The sequence below is a fragment of the Wolbachia endosymbiont (group A) of Volucella inflata genome (genome assembly GCF_947250665.1).
Lineage (GTDB): Bacteria > Pseudomonadota > Alphaproteobacteria > Rickettsiales > Anaplasmataceae > Wolbachia > Wolbachia pipientis.
Genome location: NZ_OX366338.1, coordinates 1,059,445 through 1,082,281 on the forward strand (window position 1 = coordinate 1,059,445; position 22,837 = coordinate 1,082,281).

General features: G+C 35.8%; 20 protein-coding genes, 1 tRNA gene and 1 pseudogene. 7 read left to right on the top strand and 15 right to left on the bottom strand.

The window, feature by feature from the left end; genetic code table 11:
* Window positions 1-34: 34 nt before the first annotated feature.
* From OOK85_RS05470 to OOK85_RS05490, 5 genes are read right to left on the bottom strand one after another with little or no spacing between them, the layout of a single operon-like run.
* On the bottom strand, window positions 35-1,153 hold the full coding sequence (locus OOK85_RS05470; RefSeq protein ID WP_264702640.1) for an FtsW/RodA/SpoVE family cell cycle protein: 1,119 nt from the start codon (window positions 1,151-1,153) through the stop codon (window positions 35-37).
* A complete protein-coding gene (gene ubiE, locus OOK85_RS05475) occupies window positions 1,150-1,866 on the bottom strand; it encodes a bifunctional demethylmenaquinone methyltransferase/2-methoxy-6-polyprenyl-1,4-benzoquinol methylase UbiE (protein ID WP_264702644.1) in 717 nt (238 codons plus the stop codon). The genes OOK85_RS05470 and ubiE overlap by 4 nt, the downstream gene beginning before the upstream one ends.
* A gap of 60 nt (window positions 1,867-1,926) precedes the next feature.
* Entirely contained in the window at window positions 1,927-2,790 is an 864-nt protein-coding gene (gene lipA, locus OOK85_RS05480; RefSeq protein ID WP_264702646.1) for a lipoyl synthase, read from the bottom strand.
* Window positions 2,783-3,097, bottom strand: a complete 315-nt coding sequence (rpmB, locus tag OOK85_RS05485; protein WP_006279619.1) for a 50S ribosomal protein L28 — start codon at window positions 3,095-3,097, stop codon at window positions 2,783-2,785. Before rpmB ends, lipA begins: the two co-directional genes overlap by 8 nt.
* A 39-nt stretch (window positions 3,098-3,136) precedes the next feature.
* Complete coding sequence (locus OOK85_RS05490) at window positions 3,137-3,478, bottom strand: DUF721 domain-containing protein (RefSeq protein WP_064125521.1); 342 nt, start codon at window positions 3,476-3,478, stop codon at window positions 3,137-3,139.
* 921 nt (window positions 3,479-4,399) lie between these two features.
* Here OOK85_RS05490 and OOK85_RS05495 point away from each other — a divergent pair.
* The gene (locus OOK85_RS05495; RefSeq protein WP_264702259.1) at window positions 4,400-5,152 is read left to right on the top strand and encodes an IS5 family transposase; all 753 of its coding nucleotides are present in this window, start codon (window positions 4,400-4,402) and stop codon (window positions 5,150-5,152) included.
* 91 nt (window positions 5,153-5,243) lie between these two features.
* Here the strand turns inward: OOK85_RS05495 and iscX are convergent, their stop codons facing one another.
* The 3 genes from iscX to rpsD all read right to left on the bottom strand — a co-directional run bounded on the left by iscX (window position 5,244) and on the right by rpsD (window position 6,185).
* Entirely contained in the window at window positions 5,244-5,444 is a 201-nt protein-coding gene (gene iscX / locus OOK85_RS05500; protein ID WP_010962556.1) for a Fe-S cluster assembly protein IscX, read from the bottom strand.
* 30 nt (window positions 5,445-5,474) lie between these two features.
* Window positions 5,475-5,561 (bottom strand) — tRNA-Leu (locus tag OOK85_RS05505).
* Window positions 5,562-5,570: 9 nt separating this feature from the next.
* Window positions 5,571-6,185, bottom strand: coding sequence for a 30S ribosomal protein S4 (gene rpsD, locus OOK85_RS05510; RefSeq protein ID WP_010962555.1), 615 nt, complete (start codon window positions 6,183-6,185; stop codon window positions 5,571-5,573).
* 113 nt (window positions 6,186-6,298) lie between these two features.
* On the opposite strand from rpsD, the gene tkt reads away from it, so the two are divergent.
* Window positions 6,299-8,371: a transketolase gene (tkt, locus tag OOK85_RS05515; RefSeq protein WP_264702652.1), complete on the top strand. Its 2,073-nt coding sequence runs from the start codon at window positions 6,299-6,301 to the stop codon at window positions 8,369-8,371.
* Between the two features lie 371 nt (window positions 8,372-8,742).
* Here the strand turns inward: tkt and OOK85_RS05525 are convergent, their stop codons facing one another.
* Entirely contained in the window at window positions 8,743-10,689 is a 1,947-nt protein-coding gene (locus tag OOK85_RS05525) for an ankyrin repeat domain-containing protein (RefSeq protein ID WP_264702654.1), read from the bottom strand.
* 66 nt (window positions 10,690-10,755) lie between these two features.
* Between OOK85_RS05525 and OOK85_RS05530 the strand changes: the two genes are divergently transcribed.
* Entirely contained in the window at window positions 10,756-11,508 is a 753-nt protein-coding gene (locus OOK85_RS05530) for an IS5 family transposase (protein ID WP_264702164.1), read from the top strand.
* A 209-nt stretch (window positions 11,509-11,717) separates the two neighbouring features.
* Here the strand turns inward: OOK85_RS05530 and OOK85_RS05535 are convergent, their stop codons facing one another.
* The 3 genes from OOK85_RS05535 to OOK85_RS05545 all read right to left on the bottom strand — a co-directional run bounded on the left by OOK85_RS05535 (window position 11,718) and on the right by OOK85_RS05545 (window position 15,867).
* Window positions 11,718-12,881 (bottom strand): multidrug effflux MFS transporter, encoded by a 1,164-nt coding sequence (locus OOK85_RS05535; RefSeq protein WP_264702657.1) that lies wholly within the window; start codon window positions 12,879-12,881, stop codon window positions 11,718-11,720.
* 99 nt (window positions 12,882-12,980) lie between these two features.
* Window positions 12,981-14,120: a phage tail protein gene (locus tag OOK85_RS05540; RefSeq protein WP_264702659.1), complete on the bottom strand. Its 1,140-nt coding sequence runs from the start codon at window positions 14,118-14,120 to the stop codon at window positions 12,981-12,983.
* Window positions 14,050-15,867, bottom strand: coding sequence for a baseplate megatron protein TIM-barrel domain-containing protein (locus OOK85_RS05545; RefSeq protein WP_264702661.1), 1,818 nt, complete (start codon window positions 15,865-15,867; stop codon window positions 14,050-14,052). Before OOK85_RS05545 ends, OOK85_RS05540 begins: the two co-directional genes overlap by 71 nt.
* Window positions 15,868-16,051: 184 nt before the next feature.
* Here OOK85_RS05545 and OOK85_RS05550 point away from each other — a divergent pair, with 184 nt between their 5' ends.
* Window positions 16,052-16,804 carry an IS5 family transposase gene (locus OOK85_RS05550; protein ID WP_264702164.1) on the top strand — a complete coding sequence of 251 codons (753 nt, stop codon included), beginning with the start codon at window positions 16,052-16,054 and terminating at the stop codon, window positions 16,802-16,804.
* Window positions 16,805-16,825: 21 nt separating this feature from the next.
* Here OOK85_RS05550 and OOK85_RS05555 read toward each other — a convergent pair.
* From OOK85_RS05555 to OOK85_RS05565, 3 genes and pseudogenes are all read right to left on the bottom strand, one after another.
* Window positions 16,826-17,389 (bottom strand): annotated as a pseudogene (locus OOK85_RS05555) (IS110 family transposase); the annotation flags it as partial.
* Between the two features lie 216 nt (window positions 17,390-17,605).
* Window positions 17,606-17,986 carry a hypothetical protein gene (locus OOK85_RS05560; protein ID WP_264702663.1) on the bottom strand — a complete coding sequence of 127 codons (381 nt, stop codon included), beginning with the start codon at window positions 17,984-17,986 and terminating at the stop codon, window positions 17,606-17,608.
* An 80-nt stretch (window positions 17,987-18,066) separates the two neighbouring features.
* A complete protein-coding gene (locus tag OOK85_RS05565) occupies window positions 18,067-18,684 on the bottom strand; it encodes a hypothetical protein (protein ID WP_264702665.1) in 618 nt (205 codons plus the stop codon).
* A 172-nt stretch (window positions 18,685-18,856) separates the two neighbouring features.
* Here OOK85_RS05565 and OOK85_RS05570 point away from each other — a divergent pair, with 172 nt between their 5' ends.
* The 3 genes from OOK85_RS05570 to gmk are packed head-to-tail and all read left to right on the top strand — an operon-like array spanning window position 18,857 to window position 22,437.
* Window positions 18,857-20,050 (top strand): ankyrin repeat domain-containing protein, encoded by a 1,194-nt coding sequence (locus tag OOK85_RS05570; protein WP_264702667.1) that lies wholly within the window; start codon window positions 18,857-18,859, stop codon window positions 20,048-20,050.
* Window positions 20,043-21,848, top strand: a complete 1,806-nt coding sequence (locus OOK85_RS05575) for a pentapeptide repeat-containing protein (RefSeq protein WP_264702669.1) — start codon at window positions 20,043-20,045, stop codon at window positions 21,846-21,848. The genes OOK85_RS05570 and OOK85_RS05575 overlap by 8 nt, the downstream gene beginning before the upstream one ends.
* Window positions 21,832-22,437, top strand: a complete 606-nt coding sequence (gene gmk, locus OOK85_RS05580) for a guanylate kinase (RefSeq protein ID WP_264704201.1) — start codon at window positions 21,832-21,834, stop codon at window positions 22,435-22,437. The genes OOK85_RS05575 and gmk overlap by 17 nt, the downstream gene beginning before the upstream one ends.
* The last annotated feature ends 400 nt before the right edge of the window (window positions 22,438-22,837 follow it).

Genomic DNA, 22,837 nt, shown 5'->3' on the forward strand with positions numbered 1-22,837 from the left:
TTCTAGTTTCAGGGGAAAGGGAAAAGGTATGGCATTAGTCTACAGCATGTCTTCCAAGCGTAACACGCTCACGAAACTTTAATGCGATAGCTTGGTTTCTACTGAAAGACAGCATTATGCCAAGTGCGATGCTCGAAGATAAAAGAGAAGAACCACCATAGCTAAGTAACGGCAGGGTTATGCCGGTGGTAGGAAAAACACTCAATGTTACCCCTATGTTTATTATGAATTGTGTGATGAATTGCATTGAGATACCGAGAATCACTAACAGATTAAATAATTCATTTTCCCTATATGCAACGTAAAGCAAGCGGGCGGAAATGATACCAAATAACATCAATGTGGCTAAGCACGTAATCAAACCAAATTCTTCTGCTAAAACAGAAAACACAAAATCTGTATGACAATCAGGAAGAGAGGCTTTTACGCTACCTTCACCAGGTCCAACTCCAGTTAATTGACCTCTTTTGAATGCTTCTAATGATTTTGTGACTTGAAAGTTATCGCGCTGCGTAAAAAAGACAAAATTGTAAATCCTTTGCTTTATATGTGGGAGGCATAAGTAAGCTATTGTAGTTCCAGTTGTGGCCATTCCTATTATGCATAGAAAGTATAAAAATGGTATACATGCAATAAACATTTGACCAATAAAAGAATATGTTAAAAGCATGGACATACTGAAATCAGGTTGCAAAAGTAACAACACAAAAACTAACAGAAATATTATGATTGATATGCGCATTTTAAACCTCATTTCGCTGGCCAAGATACTAGCTATAACAACAGAAAAAAATGGCCTTACGAACTCAGATGGTTGAACAGAAATTTTGACAATATGTAACCATCGTTTCGCACCTTTTACCTCTATACCAAGTATTATCGCAATTGCTACTAGAATAGTAAATAAAATGAAACCTGCGAACGAGAGGTTAAGTATAGTTCTTGTGTTGAGAAAAGAAAATGTCACCAAGGTAATTAGTGACAGGACTATATAAATTGTATGGCGCCGTATAAAATAATCCTGTGGTAGAAAAAGACGCTGCGCAATTACAGGGCTTGCTGAATAAACAAGAATGAAGCTTATAGTGAGCAAAAAAAACACTGGAAGGATGAGATAATAATCCAGCGTTCTATACCAGAGTTTAATATTCATTTTGTTCCAATGTGTAATGCCACTATTCCATAGCTCATATTATGAAACTCAACATTCTTAAAACCTACCTCTTCAATCTCCATTTTAAAATCAGCCTGAGTTGGAAATTCTCTGATGCTCTTCACTAAATATTCATAAGAACTCTTGTCTTTAGCAACTATGCTGCCAATTTTAGGAATTACTTTAAATGAATATAAGTCATAAAGTTTGGTAAATATCTCATTTTGATAGTGCATAGGGGCAAATTCTAAGCAGATAAATTTTCCATGTGGTTTTAATACCCTGTGCGCCTCATTTAAAGCCTTCTTACGGTCAGAAACATTTCGAATGCCAAAAGCTATTGTGCAATAATCAAATTCGGTGTCTTCAAATGGTAAACTTTCTGCACTTGCACATACCCAATCAAAATTAATTTGGTTTGAATTTATAGCTTTATCACGTCCTCTGTTTAGCATGTTTTGATTTATATCGCATACTGTAACCTTAACACTTGGCTCTTTTCTTACTACTCTTATTGCTATATCTCCAGTTCCTCCAGCAACATCTAAAACCTTAGAGTTTTTTGTAAAATGCACACTATTTACCATTTTATCTTTCCACAATCTGTGCATTCCGAGGCTCATTATATCATTCATGGTGTCGTAGCGATTTGCTACGGAGTCGAATACCTCTTTAACTAATTGCGATTTCTTCTTGATTTTTATAGTAGACATTACGTAAAGTCGCTCAACTCCTTTATAATTAGTAAAAATTAATTTGAATTAACGCAAATGTCAACGACAAGCCTTAAGCCTGTTAAAATCTTCTTCAGCGTGGTATGATGACCGAGTTAGTGGGCTTGATGCAACCACTAAGAAACCTTTGGAGTAAGCAACGTATTTATAATGCTCAAATTCCTCTGGGGTAACATACCTATCAAGTTTTGCATGTTTTGGAGTTGGTTGTAGATATTGACCAATTGTAATAAAATCAACCTCAGCACTGCGCAAATCGTCCATAACCTGAAATATTTCCTCTTTTGTTTCTCCAAGACCAACCATAAGCCCCGACTTTGTGAAAACTTTAGGATTAATCTGCTTTACCATCTTCAGCAAATATAGTGAATGAAAATAGCGAGCTCGTGGTCTTATTTTTGCATACAATCTCGGCACTGTTTCAATATTGTGGTTATAGACATCAGGTGATGCAACAGCAATTGCTTCAAATGCTCCTTTCTTATTTAAAAAATCAGGAGTTAAAATCTCTATTGTTGTTTCTGAAGTTATCTTTCTAATTTCTTCTATGCACTGTATAAACTGATTTGCGCCACCATCTGGTAAATCATCACGATCAACAGAAGTAATAACAACATGCTTCAAGTTCAACTTTTTTATCGCTTTTGCTAAATTTTCTGGCTCATGAGGGTCTAACTTATCAGGAATGCCAGTTGCAACGTTGCAAAATGCACAAGCACGAGTGCAAACAGAACCGAGAATCATCACAGTAGCGTGACGTTTATTCCAACATTCACCAATATTTGGACATGCAGCTTCTTCACATACCGTATGTAAGTTATGCAGTTTAACGATGTTTAAGGTTTCATTGAATACTTCACCGGTCGGAGCTTTTGCTCTGAGCCATGGAGGCTTACTATGCATCTGAAACGGCTAACTCTACCTCTTGCTTTACTAAAACTTTTTTCAACCTTCTTTTTATCTTCTGCGCTTTCTCACTTAGTTTAATCGTTCTTGTGTTGAGCAAAAAAGCATCCAAATCACCTTTGTAATCTATAGTTCTCAAAGTTCTTGTTGCTACACGAAATCTAAACTTTTTATTCAATATATCACTCGTCAACGTAACCTTATGTAAGTTTAAAAGAAAGGTACGCTTTGTTTTACGATTTGAATGTGATACCTTATTACCAAAAGACTTTTTTCTATTTGTTAATTCGCAAACTCTACTCACTTTAATATTACCGAAGTTATTCTATGTACTTAGATTACCTTATATAGTCAAATAGTCAATACTCTCTTGCTTAATTTTTATACCATATACTGCTTTATAACCAAAAAATATCGTAATTTTTTCTATTATAAGAGAAATCATATGCTGAATTTCCAATGCTTTACTGCCATTTGTTACTACCAGATGCAACACACCCGAATTTATATTCTGTGCATATGAGATCTTTTTCGGTTTTGTACACTCTGCTATTTCTTTCCCTACTATATTTCGCCAGTTTAAAATCAGACGTATTTCATTTTTACTAATCTTATTTTTCATGCATTTCAATGCATAGTTTTCAATTATAGACTTTAATTTTTTTGGACCGCTGTGTTTGAGCATTTTTCTGTTTTGTTTCTAGTATAACTAAATAAGTAAGGTTTACCACTACATTGGATTTCTTAAAGCCCTGTCATTCCAGTGCGTACTGCACGAACATTGTAATTTGAGTCCACCAGGGAGGATGTCATCCCAGTGCTCAGACACAGTTATCTAAGTGGAGAAAGTCACCTCTCTCCACTCGACTTCAAAACCGGACTTGTGACTTTCACCACATCCGGCTTCTCTCTAACTTGGTGTTTGTCATACATACTTCTCCATGTAATTAACATTTCAAAGCTTGGTAAATTTGTTTTTATAGCTTAAATACAGCATTCTCTATATTACTAGAGAAGTCGTATTCATTCATACCTAACACTTAATGTTGGCTCATAACATATTAACCACTACTCACAACTTTACCTTCCAAATTACAGTGTCCACGTCAGCATATCCTAAACATTATTTTAGGCCTTGGCTTCTTAGACAATCCCTCATTATAGGTGCATACGGGTGGCTCCCTGCTTAAAGAATAAGAGCATCTATAATGTTACTCCGTTCCATGAAATTGTTTCATGTTAGACTTAGGTTCCAACTTTTTGCCGGGAGATGGGAAACATCTTAATCAGACCAGTCAAGTTCTAATTATCCACTTTCTCCGTACCTTTTGGTCTATGCGTTAACCAACCTTATTTCGCATATCGTTCGTTACGACAATTCAGGCATTGGTTCCTCTCGTAACCATATCTAACTCTGTTTGCAGGGATTCACTATAAGGTTTAGTGTTACCTGCTTTTATCTCATGCTTGCATCCTAGAGGTTGCCACTCTCTAAAATGTGAGACATACATTATCCCCGATGTCTAGGCTCTGTGGACAAAAAATATGAAAAGAGAGAAAAAGATGGTAGTTTAGCCTAATAGGTAAAAAATGGAGAAACTACCATATGCAATATTACATCAAAGAGGAAAATTGGAAACAAATTTTAGAGTTCATAAAAAGCGTAAAAGGAATGCACAGCAAAGATGAAAAACGTTTAAGAATATTCATAGAGGCAGTGTGGTACATAGTGCGAAGTGGTTGCCAATGGAGACTTTTACCAAAAACTTATGGTAATTACAGGAGTATACATAAGCGATTTAAAAGATGGTGTGAAAGAGATGTCTGGAAAAAATTGCTTGAATATACTAAACAAGAGCCTGATTTAGAAGTTGCTATAATCGACGGTACGATCATCCGAGCCCATCCATGTTCATCTGGATATACAAAAAACTCCAAGGATCAAGAAGCTTTAGGGAGGAGCAAAGGTGGCTTTACAACTAAAATACATGCGCTTGTCGATGCACTTGGAAATCCACTTAAATTTACTCTGACTCCTGGTCAAAGAAATGAAATTACGCAGGCACAAGTGTTGACCGAAAGTATCTATAACTCTACTGTAGTAGCTGACAAGGGCTACGATAGCAATGCCTTTGTTACAAGTCTTGAAGACAAGGGATGTACAGTAGTTATTCCGCCAAAACGGAATCGAAAAGTGCAAAGGTATTACGATGAGCATATCTACAAAGAACGTCATTTGATTGAGTGTTTTTTTGGTAAAATTAAAAATTTTAGGCGCATTTTTTCCAGATTTGATAAAACTGCTGAGGTTTTTATGGGTTTTCTCAATTTTGTTGGAGCTCTTGTATGGCTTCTCTAAAATTTTGTCCACAGAGCCTAGGCTAGATCCAAAAAATAGCATAATCAATATGCAAATTGTAATAGAAATCACGTTTGCGTATGGTTTATTGCTATGCGGTTAATCTTTCCTCAATCCAAGCTGCTTGAATAGCTTCGAGTATTTTTTCGTTACAGCGTTTTTCATCATCATCAAATTCCTCTAAACTCAAGACCTTTTTTTTAAGCTCAGTGAATCTGATACTAATTATATTCTCATCTGGAAATTTTTCCTCCAGAGCTTCTACAATATCTTCTATATCAAGCCATTTCATACTTTTTTGTATTTATCTGCTAAGTTAAATTGGTGCCCATGGGGAGACTTGAACTCCCAAGGTCGCAAAACCCACGGATTTTAAGTCCGCTGCGTCTACCGATTCCGCCACACGGGCTTTTTTTATCTATCTAGAGTAAAACTCTACTACTAAATTGACTTCCATGTCTGCTGAATAAGGAACCTCAGAATATTGAGGTGACCTCAAATACTTCACTGAATGCTCTTTACTATCTGCTTCTAAATAATCCGGAGCCTTGCGCTCTTGTTTTTGTTCAGCCTCTACTACTACAGGAATTTTTGCTGCCCTTTCTCTTATTTTTATTATATCACCTGGCTTCACTCGATAACTCGATATGTTAACCACCTTATCATTAACTGTAACGTGCTTATGAGATATGAGCTGCTTTGCTGAGTAAATTGTTGGAACAAGACCAGAGTGGTATAAAACAGAACTTAATCTCGATTCTAAGATACCGATAAAATTATCAGCCGTATAACCCTTTCTGTTATAAGCATCTAAAAATGTACGTCTGAGCTGCTTACTTGAAATCGCATAGTAAAACTTAAATTTCTTATGCGCAGCAAACTGCTTACCAAAGTCGGATAACTTCTTGAATCCAAGAATACCATGTTGACCTGGAGGGTATTTCCTTTTGTTTACTGGGTCTTTAGCTCTACCCCATAAATTTACACCAAGTCTACGGCTAATCCTATACTTTCTAGTGATAACAGTTGTCATATAAAAACTCTCACGACTTAACTTTAGATTATTAAGGATTTTAGCACTCAGTGTCAACTTGTTTTTGCTGATATAATCTTTTATACTTCATTTTTAAGTTTTTCTATTAACACATGAATCATTCACATTTAAAATCTATGGCAAACGCCATCCGTTTTTTATCAATTGATGCAGTACAAAAAGCAAACTCTGGACACCCAGGTATGCCACTTGGCATGGCAGATGTTGCAACTGTTTTGTTTGCTAAATATCTGAATCATAATCCTGATGATTCTAAATGGTTCAATAGAGATCGCTTTGTTTTATCAAACGGTCATGGGTCAATGTTACTATATTCAATATTATATTTGACAGGTTATATTAGCATAGATGAGCTAAAGAATTTCAGGCAAATGGGATCCAAGACCCCAGGTCATCCAGAGTTCGGCTTGACTTCCGGGGTAGAGGCAACAACAGGCCCGCTCGGTCAGGGGTTTGCCGCTGCTGTTGGCATGGCACTTGCTGAATCGATTCTTAAAGAACAATTTGGAGATAGCTTAATTAATCACTACACTTACGTGATGCTAGGGGATGGCTGTCTTATGGAAGGAATAAGCCATGAAGCAGCATCACTTGCTGGGCATCTTAAATTGAATAAGCTGATAGCTCTTTTTGATGATAATGATATCTCTATAGATGGCGCTACTTGTCTTTCCTGCTCTGATGATGTAGAGAAACGCTTCTTAGCGTATGGATGGAATGTTGACAAAATTGATGGCCATGATTTTGATGCCATATCCCTTGCAATAGAGCAAGCAAAAAAGTCTGATAAACCTACAATGATCTGCTGCAAAACCATTATCGGAAAATTTTCAAGCCGTGCTGGCACATCCTCTGCTCACAGTGGTGCTTTTTCGGAGGAAGATATAAAACAGATGAGAGAGAAATTAAACTGGAATTATGAACCATTCCATGTACCAGAAGATGTGAAAAATGCCTGGAAGAAAACTGTTGAGAGAGCAAAACAAAACTACACGATGTCATTCCAGAGCGTGACGCTGGAATCCAGGAAAGAAGAAAAAGAATGGATCCCAGTGTCAAGCACTGGGATGACAAGAGAGAGTACTGGGATGACAGAAGAGAATGCTGGGATGACAGGGTATCATGCAGAACTTCAAAGACGGTTAGATAAACATCTACCAGATAATATCGCTGGTGTTTTAGCTGACCTGAAGAAACAAATATGTGAGCTAATGCCAAACGAAGCTACTCGATCTTCTTTCGGCAGAGTAATGGAACTTTTAACTGAGTCTATGCCGGAATTAATCGGCGGTTCTGCTGATCTTACTGGGTCAAATTGCACTAAATATAAGCACATGCAGGTAATAAATAGCAATAATTATAGTGGCTCTTATGTCCACTATGGAGTGAGAGAGCACGCTATGGCAGCTTGTATGAATGGTATGGCACTTCACGGCGCGATTCTTCCTTATGGCGGCACTTTTTTGGTATTTTCCGACTATTGTCGTCCTGCTATACGTCTTTCAGCTCTGATGAAACAGCAGGTTATGTATGTCATGACTCACGACTCAATTGGAGTGGGAGAAGATGGCCCAACTCACCAACCAATAGAGCATTTAGCTTCTTTGCGTGCTATACCAAATCTATATGTTTTTAGACCAGCCGATGCAGTTGAAACTCTGGAGTGTGTTAGCATTGCACTCGAAAAGAAAGAATCTCCAGCACTGTTTGCGCTCTCAAGGCAAAACGTAAGTTACATGCATTCTGATATTGATCAATCTGCTAATCTATCGAAGTTTGGTGCATATATTTTGTGTGAATGTTCAAAAGAATTAAAAGTGACAATATATGCTACCGGATCTGAAGTTGAAATTGCAGTTGAAGCAAGGGAGAAATTGCAGGAAAAGGGTATAGGTACAAGGATTGTTTCTATGCCATGCTGGAGGCTTTTTGACGAGCAAAGCGATGAATATAAAGCGGCAATATTAAATAATGACAGCATTAAAGTTGCAATTGAAGCCGGAAGTGAAATGGGTTGGCATAAATACATAGGTTCAAACGGTATATTTATTGGCATGAAAAGCTTCGGAGAATCAGCACCTTATAAAACACTTTATGAGCATTTTAATATCAGCGCCGATCATGTGGTAAAATGTGTGTGTGAGAAACTGGTTTACATTCAGTAGACTTCTTGCATAACCATATGAAAGCCCACTCTTCTTTGTCATTCCAGCGCGTGACGTTATCCAATGATGTCATTCCAGTGCTTGACACTGGTTCCTTTATGACGACAGTGCCCAGAGGTGTCATCCCAGTGCCCAGACACTGGGATCCAGTTTTCTTTACAAATTCACCAAAAGTGCTTCATTCTATAACGCAAAACCCATACTCACCAGACCCAATGTATTACTTGCAATTAAGTTTCCTGGATCCCAGTGTCTGGGCACTGGGATGACACCTCTGGACACTGCCGTCATAAAGGAACCAGTGTCAGCTACTTGAATACATACCACCATGTCATTCCAGCGCGTGACGCTGGAATCTAGTAAACCTCTGGCTATATTATGTCATTGCCTTCTGAACTACTTGGTGATTCTAATACAACTGGTTGGTCAGATTCAGATGATGATTGTGTTGGCTCATCAGACCCAAACAACCATGAAAAAAACCCACCAAAAAATGATGCAACTAATGAAAAAGGCTTCATAAGTATACTAAACAAACTACCAAAAAAAGAGCTCGGCTGTTCTTCTGTTTGTGCAGGTTCTGTGGAAGCAACAGGACCTACATCGTTGTCTTGTACATCAGTTCCTTGTTCTGCACTGGTGGTGCTGGTTTTTTCCCCTTCTTTGCTATTATCTGATTGTAGTTCAGTATCATCACCTACTCGTTTTTCTTCCTCTTGACCCCCTTCACTATCTGTCGATGATCCACCCGCTGAACCATCATCAGATTTTTCTGCTGGTTGCAATAGAGTTTTTATTCCTTCATCAGTGGCTAATTTGAAAGGAGTATTTCTATCTTCATTTTCTATATTAACATCTGCTCCTTTTTTTATTAAGAATTTTACTGTTTCCGCAGAGGCGTTTGCTGGACGATCTGCATAACCCATAAACACTTTATTTTTTGTAGCAAAATGTAAAGGAGTCCATAGATCGTTATCTTGTATATTAACATTCGCTCCTTTTTCTAATAAAAGTTCTGCTATATCCGTATAACCTTCTCTAGCAGCCCAATGCAAAAGAGTATGTCCATATGAATCTACTGCATCAGCATTTGCTCCCTTGTTTAATAAAGCTTTAACTATATCTTTATGGCTACTATTGTAATTATATTCCATCATACTCTGAAGAAGTGATTCCATTACTGTATCAACATTTGCTCCATTATTTAATAAAACTTCAGTTGCATCTTTATGACCATAGAAAGCAGCTTCAAATAAAGGAACCCTTCCATTTTTATCTGCTATATTAACATCTGCCCCTGTTTGTATTAGAGCTCTTACTATTTCTACATTGCCCTTTCTAGCAGCAAAATGTAAAAGAGTTTTTCCATCGTTGTCTATTGAATTAACGTTTACTTTTTTACTTAATAGACTTTGAACTTCCTCATAATTATCACTTTTAACGGCTGAATACAAAGCTTCGATGTCCTTTTGCGTTTCTTCTAGAATTTTTACTATATGTTGCCTGCCTTGTTGAGAGGCAAGATTTAAAGGAGTGCTGCGAGTATTATCTAGTGGAGTAACATAAATTCCTTTTGCTTCTAATAGAACTGTTACTATTTTCTTATCGTAACTTTTAGCAGCTTCATGTAAAGGAGTTTTTCTATCTTGATCTGCTATATTAACATTGATCCCTTCTGCTTCTAATAGAGCTTCTATTATACTTGTATCAAGTGGTTGCATTTTGTTGGCTTCGTCAACAGCAACATGTAAAAGAGCGCGTCCAGTTTCAGACTGTGCATTAACATCTGCTTTGCTATCAATTAAAAGCGAGACCATATCTTTGTTTCCTTTGGCAATAGCATGCCGTAAAGGAGTAAATCGGTTTCCATCTAATGCATTAACATCTGCTCCTTCACTTATTAGACGCTTTACTTCATTAATATTACCACTTTTAGCAGCCTCAAATAAAGCAGCATTTTGTGGAACTTGGCTTTCTTCTTCATCATCTTGCAATACTGGACTAGCATTATCGGTTTTTCCTGCGTTTTGTAGTAGAGTTTTTATTTCTTCGTTAGTGGCTAAACCTAAAGGAGTCTCTCCTTTATCATCCTCTGCATTAACATCTGCTTCTTCACTTATTAGACGGTTTACTCCATCAATATCACCACTTTTAGCAGCCTCAAGTAAAGCAGTATCTATTAATAGAGTGCGTATTTCTTTGTTAGTGGCTAAATCGAGAGGAGTATCTCCATTTCGATTTACTGCGTTAACATTTGCCCCATTATTTAGTAAAACTTCTACTACCTCTTTACTATCTTTTCTAGGCTCTGTGGACAAAAAATATGAAAAGAGAGAAAAAGATGGTAGTTTAGCCTAATAGGTAAAAAATGGAGAAACTACCATATGCAATATTACATCAAAGAGGAAAATTGGAAACAAATTTTAGAGTTCATAAAAAGCGTAAAAGGAATGCACAGCAAAGATGAAAAACGTTTAAGAATATTCATAGAGGCAGTGTGGTACATAGTGCGAAGTGGTTGCCAATGGAGACTTTTACCAAAAACTTATGGTAATTACAGGAGTATACATAAGCGATTTAAAAGATGGTGTGAAAGAGATGTCTGGAAAAAATTGCTTGAATATACTAAACAAGAGCCTGATTTAGAAGTTGCTATAATCGACGGTACGATCATCCGAGGCCATCCATGTTCATCTGGATATACAAAAAACTCCAAGGATCAAGAAGCTTTAGGGAGGAGCAAAGGTGGCTTTACAACTAAAATACATGCGCTTGTCGATGCACTTGGAAATCCACTTAAATTTACTCTGACTCCTGGTCAAAGAAATGAAATTACGCAGGCACAAGTGTTGACCGAAAGTATCTATAACTCTACTGTAGTAGCTGACAAGGGCTACGATAGCAATGCCTTTGTTACAAGTCTTGAAGACAAGGGATGTACAGTAGTTATTCCGCCAAAACGGAATCGAAAAGTGCAAAGGTATTACGATGAGCATATCTACAAAGAACGTCATTTGATTGAGTGTTTTTTTGGTAAAATTAAAAATTTTAGGCGCATTTTTTCCAGATTTGATAAAACTGCTGAGGTTTTTATGGGTTTTCTCAATTTTGTTGGAGCTCTTGTATGGCTTCTCTAAAATTTTGTCCACAGAGCCTAGAGCAGCCTTACGTAATTCAGCATTTATATCTCTGTTTGAATTGCTCATCCCATACCTCCTGTAAAACTATATTGTTATGATAAAGCCGTTAATAATCTATGAGCTCTCACCCCCTGTAAAATTATATTATCATGATAAAGTCATTAATAACCCATGAGCTCTATGTTCCTGGATCACGTAAATAATGGCTATTCCCCGTGTTTTTCAGTACATTTGAGCTGGCTGTACATAAGAATTGCAATTGTAGAGCATGCTATTGTTAATAGTAAATTTGGTAAAATACCATAGCGAAAAAATTTTCCTACTATATATATTCCAATAGCCCCAAACATCATATTGCAGAATGAGAGGACTGCACTACCAAGCCCTATACCTCTGATTGTTTCTAAAGCAGAAGTTACGTTATTGCTGATTACTAATGCAAGTCCGATATTGGCTGGAATCCAAGCAGCTTGAAGAATGAATATATTCAACTTGTCCGCGAAATAAAAATATACCAATAAACTATCGGATATTATCGGTAACACCAAACCTATTATTAGCATTTTGCTAACCCCTACTTTTGGTACATACCTTCTATTAATTAAAGTTCCAATTATGTAGAATATGACTATGATCGATATGAGGTAGCCAAAATACTGTACTTCAATGCCCATCGATTCAAATATGAACGGGTAGTTAGCAATGTATGCCCAAAGCCACATGAAAGTTAATCCATGAATGGCTGAAAACCCAAGGAAACGATAATTTCTAAATATTGATATATATTGCTTGAAGATATTAGTAGTTATGTTAGTTATACTGGTTTCATTTTTATTTACAGTGAGTGTTTCTTGTAACTTAAAGTAGATAAAAATAAGTATAGCAATTGCTGCGAATGACATAATAAAAAACAAAAATTTCCAATGATAACCATGTGAAATTATATAACTGCCCACCACTGGAGCTATCCCAGGTGAGAGTGCCACAACCATATTTAATTTTGAAATTACTCTCGAGTATTCACTACCCGAGTACATATCCCTTATTGCTGCATACCCAACAACACCTGCAACACCAGCCCCTGCCCCTTGTATGAAGCGAATTAGTATCAAGAGCGCAATGCTGTCGGCTATATAACACATGACACTTGCTAAAGTAAAAATTGTCATACCAATCAGCATCATTGGGCGCCTACCATAATGGTCCGATAATGGACCATAAATTAATCCAGATACCGCAAATCCAACTAGATTCAAGCTAATTGTAAGCTGCACTACACTGCCTTCTACTTTAAAATAATTGGCAATGCTTGGTAGTGCAACTGAGTACAAATCAGTTGCCATATCGACAATTGCTACAGACAATATCATAATAAGAGAGATGATATTTTGCGAAAGAGCTGTTTTCACTTGATGATTTATTGGTAAATATGCTTAATTATAATATATTTTTTTCATTAGTATATTAATTTAACTACTGAAATTAAGAGCAGCTATTCGAGAAAAAGCCTGTGAAGGCTCTATCCAGTAGGGTGTCATCCCAGTGCCCAGACACTGGGATCCAGGAGAAATATGGTCAAGCGCTGGAATGACACCATCACTTAAATAATGGTTATATGAAGAACTCAATACACCAAAACGTAGCACTACTATAAGCCCCTCGTCGGTAGGTTCCATTACATATCCGTAAGTAGACTGTTTATTTGTGCTTGCGATAGGCTTATAATCCTTATCGTTGTACGAAACAAAGAGTGTTGCTCCCTTCCAATTCCTTTCCTCACCAATTAAAGTAAAGCTTGCGATATTACCTTTAACATGCGGTAAATCCATCATTTCTACGATGGTTTTGCTGATATGAGAAGGAGGGTATTCCTTCAGCATAAGAGACCTTGTTGAAGGAAAAGAAAGCTTATATATGGAGCTGTCATAACCAACACCACTTACTTGAATGGACATGCTTTCAAATTTTATTTTTATAATTCTCACCGTATCCTTTTTCTCACCGTCTAAGATCGCTATCACGTCGCTTGGCGCAAGCCATGCATATTTTATCGGCAGCTTGAAATTATATATATTTCTCTCTTGCCACGAAGAATAAAGTAAAACCTCAGCGATATTTTGCGCCTCCCCCTCCTCCATAATGAGTGGTATTTCAACTGTTATAGCAGTGCCTTGCTTTGGCAACTCAGCATATTTAACATCAATTGGATAGCCAAAATTGCGATTAAAATAAACGATGTTAACTTTATTGTTTAAATCCAGTTGACTAATATTAACAAGTTTTGAATTGTTACTGAAAACCGTTTCACCAATTGGCATTACAGTTGTAACTCCCCTGCCCTTTTGGACAAATTTCAGTTTAGAGTCCTGTTCAACCACATCAAAAAAATAGCAACTTTGCAGCATTTTAATAATAGAACGTACGGGTTGCTGGTCGTTTATCACATATCCAGACAATAACCCTTTGACGTTGCTTGTATCGAACTGATCGCTTTTTAAACCTGCTTTTTGTAACAGATCCGATAAAACATCGGAAATATTAAGCTGTGAAAGCTTTCCCTGAATCCAATGTTCCTGTCTGCCAGTTATGGCAGTCAGTCCACATATCACACAAATTGGGGAAATAAGGAAATGGCCTTGCATCCCATGCCCAGAGAAACATTTTTTCTACCATTTCCGAGCTTTGCCACTTCTTTAGCGTTCCTTCAATTGCAATTTTTTGCGAAAGAAAGCTCACCTCTCCGTTTGAATATCGTGGATATTTGCTCTCTATGCTGCCTTTATCAACAAACACATTTGGCTCATTAGTGCAGCCGTTCATACTGGGAAATCCATACTCAGTAAACCATATTTTTTTCATTTTTGGTTGCCATTTTGTTTTGCTACCACCTGGATTTGTATGAGTTTCACTCCACCATTTCTCTATATTTTTCCACGCATACCTGCTGTCGTTATACTTTACTTTTTCAGGCTCACTCTTTGAGTCATCATAGAAATAATCATACCCCACTCCACTGCTCCAACCACCCATTACATCTTCCGCAGAATAGCCAAAAGGAGGCTCTGGACCATCAGTCAGTGGAAAATAAGCATCTATGCCAATAACGTCGATGTACTCTGAAGACCAAAGCTCATCCATATTATACCAACCATCATATGAATGGTATTCGCTCCAATCCGCAGCGTAAGTTACCGTTACTTCTTTTCCAAGCTGAAGTTTTATTCGCTTTGCAAGCTTAACTAGCTCTATAACGGCAGGGTAATTCCCTTGTTCATCCCTGATTTTGGTAAGTTGCGCAAATTCAGATCCGATGATAAACCCTTCCACTTTAGTTTGTTTGGCAATGCTTGCATAATGCTCTATAAATTTGTCATATTGATTCTCAAAAAAATCACTTATATCCCCAGGGGTCCCGCTCAATTTTCCTCGCCACTCTTTGTTCTTTGTGTCAAGCAAGGGCATCGGATAGAGCATCACCTTGTAGCCTCTGCTATGCAGCTCTTCTATATATCTTATTAGCGCTGCATCACTAACTGTGCCACCATACCTTGGGTTTCCACTCGCATCTTTTGAAATTAGCTGAGCATTATTTCTGGTTACATCCCCTACTTGCCAATCATCAGGTAATATTGCGGAATCATCTTGAAATTCAACTGCAGGATATATTTTACAATCTTTAATGTTCAGATCATTCACAAACCAATTGACTACTACCGATACCCACTCAACATTTGGTAAATCTCCCTTTAATTGATCCAAAGAAAGCACTGCATCGCTCTTTTTAGTGTGGTTGTTGTGATTTACCCTTTGCGCCAGTCCATACGGGATATATTGGTTGCTGCTTATTTTCTCTTGCGCGATTTTCTTCTGTATTTTTGTATCATATACAAACTCTCCTGAGCCTGGTATTATATTGATATTCCGAATATTTTCTGCTATTGAAAATCCACTGGGTTTTAATGCAGTTCGCACTTCAAATGTAAATATCGGGACGCGATTGTTATAGTCTGCTAAAGGAAAATTCTTGATAACTATGTAAGATATTCCCCTATAAGCTGGTACATTCTTCTCACCTTCAATTGATGATATGAATGGATCAGGATTTTGGTCTTCTCTGCCGCTGTAAAAAGTATAATCTATTTCATCAAAGCTAAGTGATGTTGTATCTGCCCAGATTCTGTTTAATTTTTCTACTTTCCCCTTGCAGATCGCAATTGCAAGCGTTGCATAGTAATTATATGTAACGTTCATACCTCTTCCAATTTTACTTTTGGTGGTTATCGCCTCTTCTTTTATTGGCTGTGCCCAAATAATATTCCCTGCAACACGAGCAGTGCCATAGATAATTGGTATCAACTATGTTTTTTTAAATTTTTTGAATTTAGTCTTATTACAACTCTTGTTTATAACTTTGTATTTTTATTCAATTAAAAAATGTATTTTTGGCAACAAAAACCCTAGGCTCTGTGGACAAAAAATATGAAAAGAGAGAAAAAGATGGTAGTTTAGCCTAATAGGTAAAAAATGGAGAAACTACCATATGCAATATTACATCAAAGAGGAAAATTGGAAACAAATTTTAGAGTTCATAAAAAGCGTAAAAGGAATGCACAGCAAAGATGAAAAACGTTTAAGAATATTCATAGAGGCAGTGTGGTACATAGTGCGAAGTGGTTGCCAATGGAGACTTTTACCAAAAACTTATGGTAATTACAGGAGTATACATAAGCGATTTAAAAGATGGTGTGAAAGAGATGTCTGGAAAAAATTGCTTGAATATACTAAACAAGAGCCTGATTTAGAAGTTGCTATAATCGACGGTACGATCATCCGAGGCCATCCATGTTCATCTGGATATACAAAAAACTCCAAGGATCAAGAAGCTTTAGGGAGGAGCAAAGGTGGCTTTACAACTAAAATACATGCGCTTGTCGATGCACTTGGAAATCCACTTAAATTTACTCTGACTCCTGGTCAAAGAAATGAAATTACGCAGGCACAAGTGTTGACCGAAAGTATCTATAACTCTACTGTAGTAGCTGACAAGGGCTACGATAGCAATGCCTTTGTTACAAGTCTTGAAGACAAGGGATGTACAGTAGTTATTCCGCCAAAACGGAATCGAAAAGTGCAAAGGTATTACGATGAGCATATCTACAAAGAACGTCATTTGATTGAGTGTTTTTTTGGTAAAATTAAAAATTTTAGGCGCATTTTTTCCAGATTTGATAAAACTGCTGAGGTTTTTATGGGTTTTCTCAATTTTGTTGGAGCTCTTGTATGGCTTCTCTAAAATTTTGTCCACAGAGCCTAGATTTTCATCAATGATTTTTTGTATTGCATTATTGATCTCATTTATCTGACCGTTAAAAAAGTCAATGGTTTTTTGGCAACTTTCTTTTATATGCTCGTTTTCAGGTGCTTTCAGTCTACATTTCTCTTGAACTCTCATTTGTGTAATGTCATCACGTCGTTGACAAAGTGCAACTAAGGCTGTTTGTTCTTTTGACATAGGCACAAATAGAGATAGAGTACTATAGCGTTCACATCCATATTGAGCAAGAGCTCTTGCATCTGATTGATCAGACTTTGCTAAAGTTCCATGAGATATGACAAAGCTTTTTACTTTGCGAGTATTAGCTCGATGTACAGCAACATTCTTATCAACAAGAAAATGTGCTAAGCCAAGCTCATATTTTCCAGTGTTTTCCAAAGTTACTAGAGAATTAGGTAGGATATCTGAAAATTTTTGAAACAACTGTTGCCAACCAGTAGCATCATTGTCAAACTTGATAGTGCTCTTTTGGTTGTGAGTTGCGGCAACATTTTTAAATTTTCCGATATCAATTCCAATGAAATTTTGATAAGATGTAATCATAATAAATAACCTCGATAGTTTAATTAATTTAAGATTGTAAACGGGTGCATACATATGTCCCATGCAACTATTCAAACGTATCGAGAGATGGGGCTAGTGTACCTTGATCTGAACGGTTGTAATACCAATGGCTCTTCGGTCGCACATGCCCGTGATAGCCCTATTCCTATAGTGAGTAGGGTTATCTTTCCCTCTTATCTCTTTTATATCACATTTTTAACTTACAATTTCCTTTGCTAAATCAATCTTTTGCGGATCTAAACCATTGTTAGTGATGATTTTTTCACTTAACTTATTTAAAATAGGAATTGCATGAGTTTCATCTTTAAGCAGATTATATATATTTCCAATATTATTTACATTTAGCTTTTGACAAACTATCTTATAAAGCTCCAAACCATTGCTCCCTAAGCTTTGGTTTTGTGTACTAAGTATTTTTAATAGCTTCTCCTTATCCAAAGATAATAACTTCTTAATGTGTGTAGCATATAAATCACTTTCTAATAATTTTTCTATTATTTTATCAAGCGTACCAGAATTAACTAAGCCACTACTTATTAGTCCACTTCCATCATTAAGTTGATCTCTTACAATCAATTCTACAATGTAAGGAGAGAGACACCGTATTTCTAGTAACTTATTCCAAACTTGACTGGAGAAATTTATGTTATTATGCGTTAAGAAGCTAAGAAAAGTTTCGTCACGAAAGCTTCCTCTACATTCTTAAAGACGTTTTTATATTGGCTAGCTATACTGTCAAATAGCTTAAGTATGTTTACAACAAACCTATCAGTACTGACATCTACTCCATTGATATTTACTATCTCACCTTTAGGAATACTTTTGAATTTTTCTTCAGTAGATCCCTTTTTGGCTTGCAAGCTTTCCCTCTTGCCATAAGATTCGATTATATCACTAATCTTAAGATCCTTGACTTTCCCTTTTATTTTAGATACAGTGCCAATGTCATCATAAATTCTTTTAATGAACTGATCTCCATTTATATTATTCTTACATTCCACATATAGACTAATCATTGAATCAAAACTAGATTTTAGTATTCCATATCTGTTTTTCAATTCCTTTGCAAATTGCACTTTGATTAGCTTATATTCATATTCATATGATGAACCCTTTAAGTACAGCTGCTTAAGAAGATTAAAATGCTCATATAAATACAACCTCATATCACTTAGCCGATCATAATTATCAGTAAGCTGATCATACCGTTGTGGTAATGAAGGACCTTTTTTCTTTCTTTTTTGTATTTCATCCTCATTATCAATAAAATGCATTAACTTAACATAGTTGCATTAACTTAACATAGTTGCATTAACTTAACATAGTTGCTGAACAGATACAAAAAATCTATTGTTTTTTTATAAATTAAATCCTAAGGCATTTTTTACTGTAGATTAATCATTTGATTATAGTATCATTTTAATTAAGCTTATGCTTGGGATATTTATGAAAAATATTTTATATTTTATATTATTAGCTGTTGTATTCGGATCACTGAGCCTATTTGCTGTAGAGCAATTTGAAGAAAAGAAAATTGAATCAGTTCATAAAAACGAAAATGTAGGTGTAAGGAAGCAAGATAGCACAAATCAAAAAGATGAGTTAAAAAGCAACGTCGATGCTAAACAAACACAAGAGGCTGAGAGCAAAAGATTAGACGGCACTACCGATAAAGAGAAACTGCAACACAACGAGAACAAAGCTTTCGTGGTTGAAAAAACTATAAGTGAAGGTGAAAGGATTGATAAAGATTTGCCAAATGACCAGCTAGAAGGAAGCACAGACAAATTTGCTCAAAATTTACCAAATGTGGCCAATAAAGAAGTGAATAAAGATTTGAAACCAGAGCCTTTGCCTTTAAGTGCTGATTTAAATGAGAATATAGCTAACCCGCAAAAAAATCTACAAGCTGATCAGAAGATTGATATAAAAGATAATGAACTTTCAAAAAGTGATGCGAGTCAATTATTAGAGGGAAAAAAAGAAAAAGTAGAGAATCAGTCTGAAGAAAAAAAAGTGAAAGAAACAAACAGTAATTCCAAGGACCACAATAGAGTAAAACCTATAACTAAAAAAGATGAAGAAGAGCAAAGTGAAAAGAAAAGTTTACAAAAATGGACAAAGCTAAACAGAGAACCAATAAAAGAATGGGGTCATAAAGACATACAAAGCAAGTCAATATATAAACGACAATATGATAGCCTTAATGAGCATCTTCCTACAACTGTGTTTATTGATGATTACAGTAAGCAATTTTTTTACTGCATTAAGAAGAACAACTTAACTTGCTTAAGAGGAGTAATAAGTAAGCTAGAAAAAATTGGATTAACAATTCAAGAGATACTAAGGTTTAGAAATAAATTGGGTGATACTCCTCTCATTTATTCAGTTAAACAAGGTGAGGTAGACATAGTGCGCTTTCTCTTATTACAAGGTGCTGATCTTAGAGTAGTTAACAATAATTTTCAATCCCCAATTGATATAGCAATCGAAAAAAAGCAGATCAATATAATAAATGCGATTGCCGAAATGATGCCACATCTTTTGGAGGATAGAAAAATAGACAATAAAGAAAGCTCAGCAATGTACGATTGGGCTGTGAAAACGAAAGAAATGCAGTGCGATAAGCAAGATGATTAGATTTTTGATATTAATTTTAGTTGGTCATTTATGTTATGGAAACGAAATAAATGATGAAAAAAATCAGATTAGTGATTTTTTAAATGCTCTGCGTGATGCAAAATACGTATCTTACAGTAAGAAAGACTTTGCTGAATTTTTGGTGCAGTGCCACAAAGAGGGCGTGCCAGAAGATTTTAAGAAAGGTTTTGGTTCTAACTTAAATGGAGCTAACTTTAACCAACTGTACCTAAGTAAATCTGTTTTTGATGGAGTAAGTCTGATTGGTGCCGATTTTTCTAACACCGATTTATCCGACGTGTCTTTCATTAATGTTGATTTACGTGGTGCTAATTTCTCCAATGCTAATTTACATGGCATTAAAATAAAAGGTACAAATTTGAGTTTTACAAAATTTGTTTCTGCAAACTTAACAGATATCGTATTTGATCAGTCTAATGTTAGTTATGCTGATTTTATCAGTTCCGATCTCAAAAAAGTAAGTATGCACAACGTAATTGGTTTGCATACTAATTTCTCGAATGTGAAAATGAATTTCTCCAACTTATCAAACTCGAATGTTGGCCACGTAAATTTTAGTGATAGTGAAATAAACGATACCGTTATGCAGAAAAACAACCTTGATAATGCAAGTTTCTTTGGAGTGAATGCATATAAATTAAAGATACAATTTTCTTCATTAAAAAATGCTAACATATATGGTGCAGAGTTAAAAGAATCAGACTTTACAGGTAGCAATCTTTCCGATGCCTACCTTAATTCTTCTATCATAATTAATAGTAACTTCGACGAAACTAATTTAAGCAACACACAAATTTCCTATGTGAATGACGATAATTCAAGTTTTGTTCAATCTATACTAAATGGTTCCAAGATAAAGCATACATATGTTTCTGAAGCAAATCTTCAGGATGCTGATTTATCTAATATTGATTTTAGTTTTAGTGAACTGCATCAAGTTAATGTCTCTAATGCTGATATTCGTCACGGAAAGTTTCATAATACTAAAGTTGCGAATTCTAACATGAATGGCTCATTTTTTGACTATTCACTATTCACCTCTGCGAAGATAGAAGATTCAGACCTTTCTACAACTTCAATGTATAAGATAAAAATCCAAGACTCTCAAGTTTATAACAGTACGCTTTCTCACCATAATATTGATTCCAGTGAAATAGAAAATTCAACATTCTTTAATTTATTAGCTGATAATTCAAGCTGGTCCAATTTAAAAGTAACCAATTCAAATTTTATTGAAAGCGATTTCAGATCTTCTTTGCTTCACGCTAATGCCTTTAGGAAAACTAGCTTTTTTCTTAGCAATTTGAGCAATTCAACAATTAGTGATATGTCTTTTCACTCTTCAAGCATATATAAAAGTTCAGTTGCTGATGTTCACTTAACAGGTTGCAAATTTGATAATTCAATTTTGATTGACAATCAAGGGCAGGAGAAACTCACAGGTTCAGAAAATGCTATAACTTCAATTGAAAATTTGCAAGAGAAAATATCACAGGGTGAAAAATTTAATGTAAATTATTCTTACTTTGAATTTAAGGATATGAATTTAGAAAATGCCGATTTTTCTAATTCAACATTGAGTAGAGCAAAGTTTGTAAACGTTAATTTGAATAAGGCAAATCTTGAAAAAACCGATTTGCGCTATCCCGTCTTTGATAACTCTTCTCTTATTGGCACCAACTTATCAAATTCTAATTTAGAAGGTTCTAGCTTCTTAAACTCTGATCCAAAAAGCGTCATGTTAAAAAATGCAAAGAAAAATGACCGTAAAAAGTGAGGGCGTATTATTGGTTCTATCCTCCCCTTCTGGAGCTGGAAAAACTACCATATCAGCAAAATTACTTAAGCAATCAACTAATTTAGTTAGGTCTGTTTCTATGACTACGCGCAAGCCTCGCTCCGGCGAAATAAATGGAAAAGACTATTTTTTCGTTACCGAAGAAAAATTTCACGAGTTATGCGAAGCTGGTCAGATGCTTGAATACGCCAAAGTTTTTGAGAATTTTTATGGTATACCAAGAGATTTTATAGAGCAAAACTTAAGCAGTGGAATAAGCGTTTTACTAAGCATAGACTGGCAAGGAGCATTTCACTTATTCAAGCTCATGAGAAAAAAAGTTGTGAGTGTTTTTATACTTCCCCCTTCAATGGAAGAGCTTAGGTTGCGTTTGCAAAAGCGTAATAGTGATGATGCAAGCGAAATAGAGCGCAGATTAGCCGAAGCTCAAAAAGAGATAAGCAAACGTGATAAATATGATTATGTAATAATCAATGATGATATTGATAAAAGTGTAGAAGAGATAAGCTCCATACTAAATAAAGAAAGACTTAAAAAATCAGAAGAAAAACCAAGCCTGGAAGACTGATAAAAACATCAATTTGCAGCTATAGTTTCTTATCCTATTTTAGCCAGTGGCACGTTTTGCAGTTTAGCTATATTTATTATTTTTTAAGACAAAATGGTTAAAATAGTAGACAACTGTTCAAGTGAGGTTTAACTATGACGGCAAACTTTCTTACAGAAATTAATTTTCTGCCTTCTTACCTGCCTTTCTATCTGTATTTCAACTACATATAGCTAAAAGTAACTTAGGTTTACCGAAATATGTTTATGGTTAATTATAGGTGATATCTTAAGGTGTCATTCCAGCGCTTGACGCTGGAATCCAGATCTTTTTAGACTGGATCCTATGGTCAAGCCATAGGATGACAGAAGCGGGCTTTGTTAGCTATATACAACGTTTGACTTAATTAAAAAAATTGAAT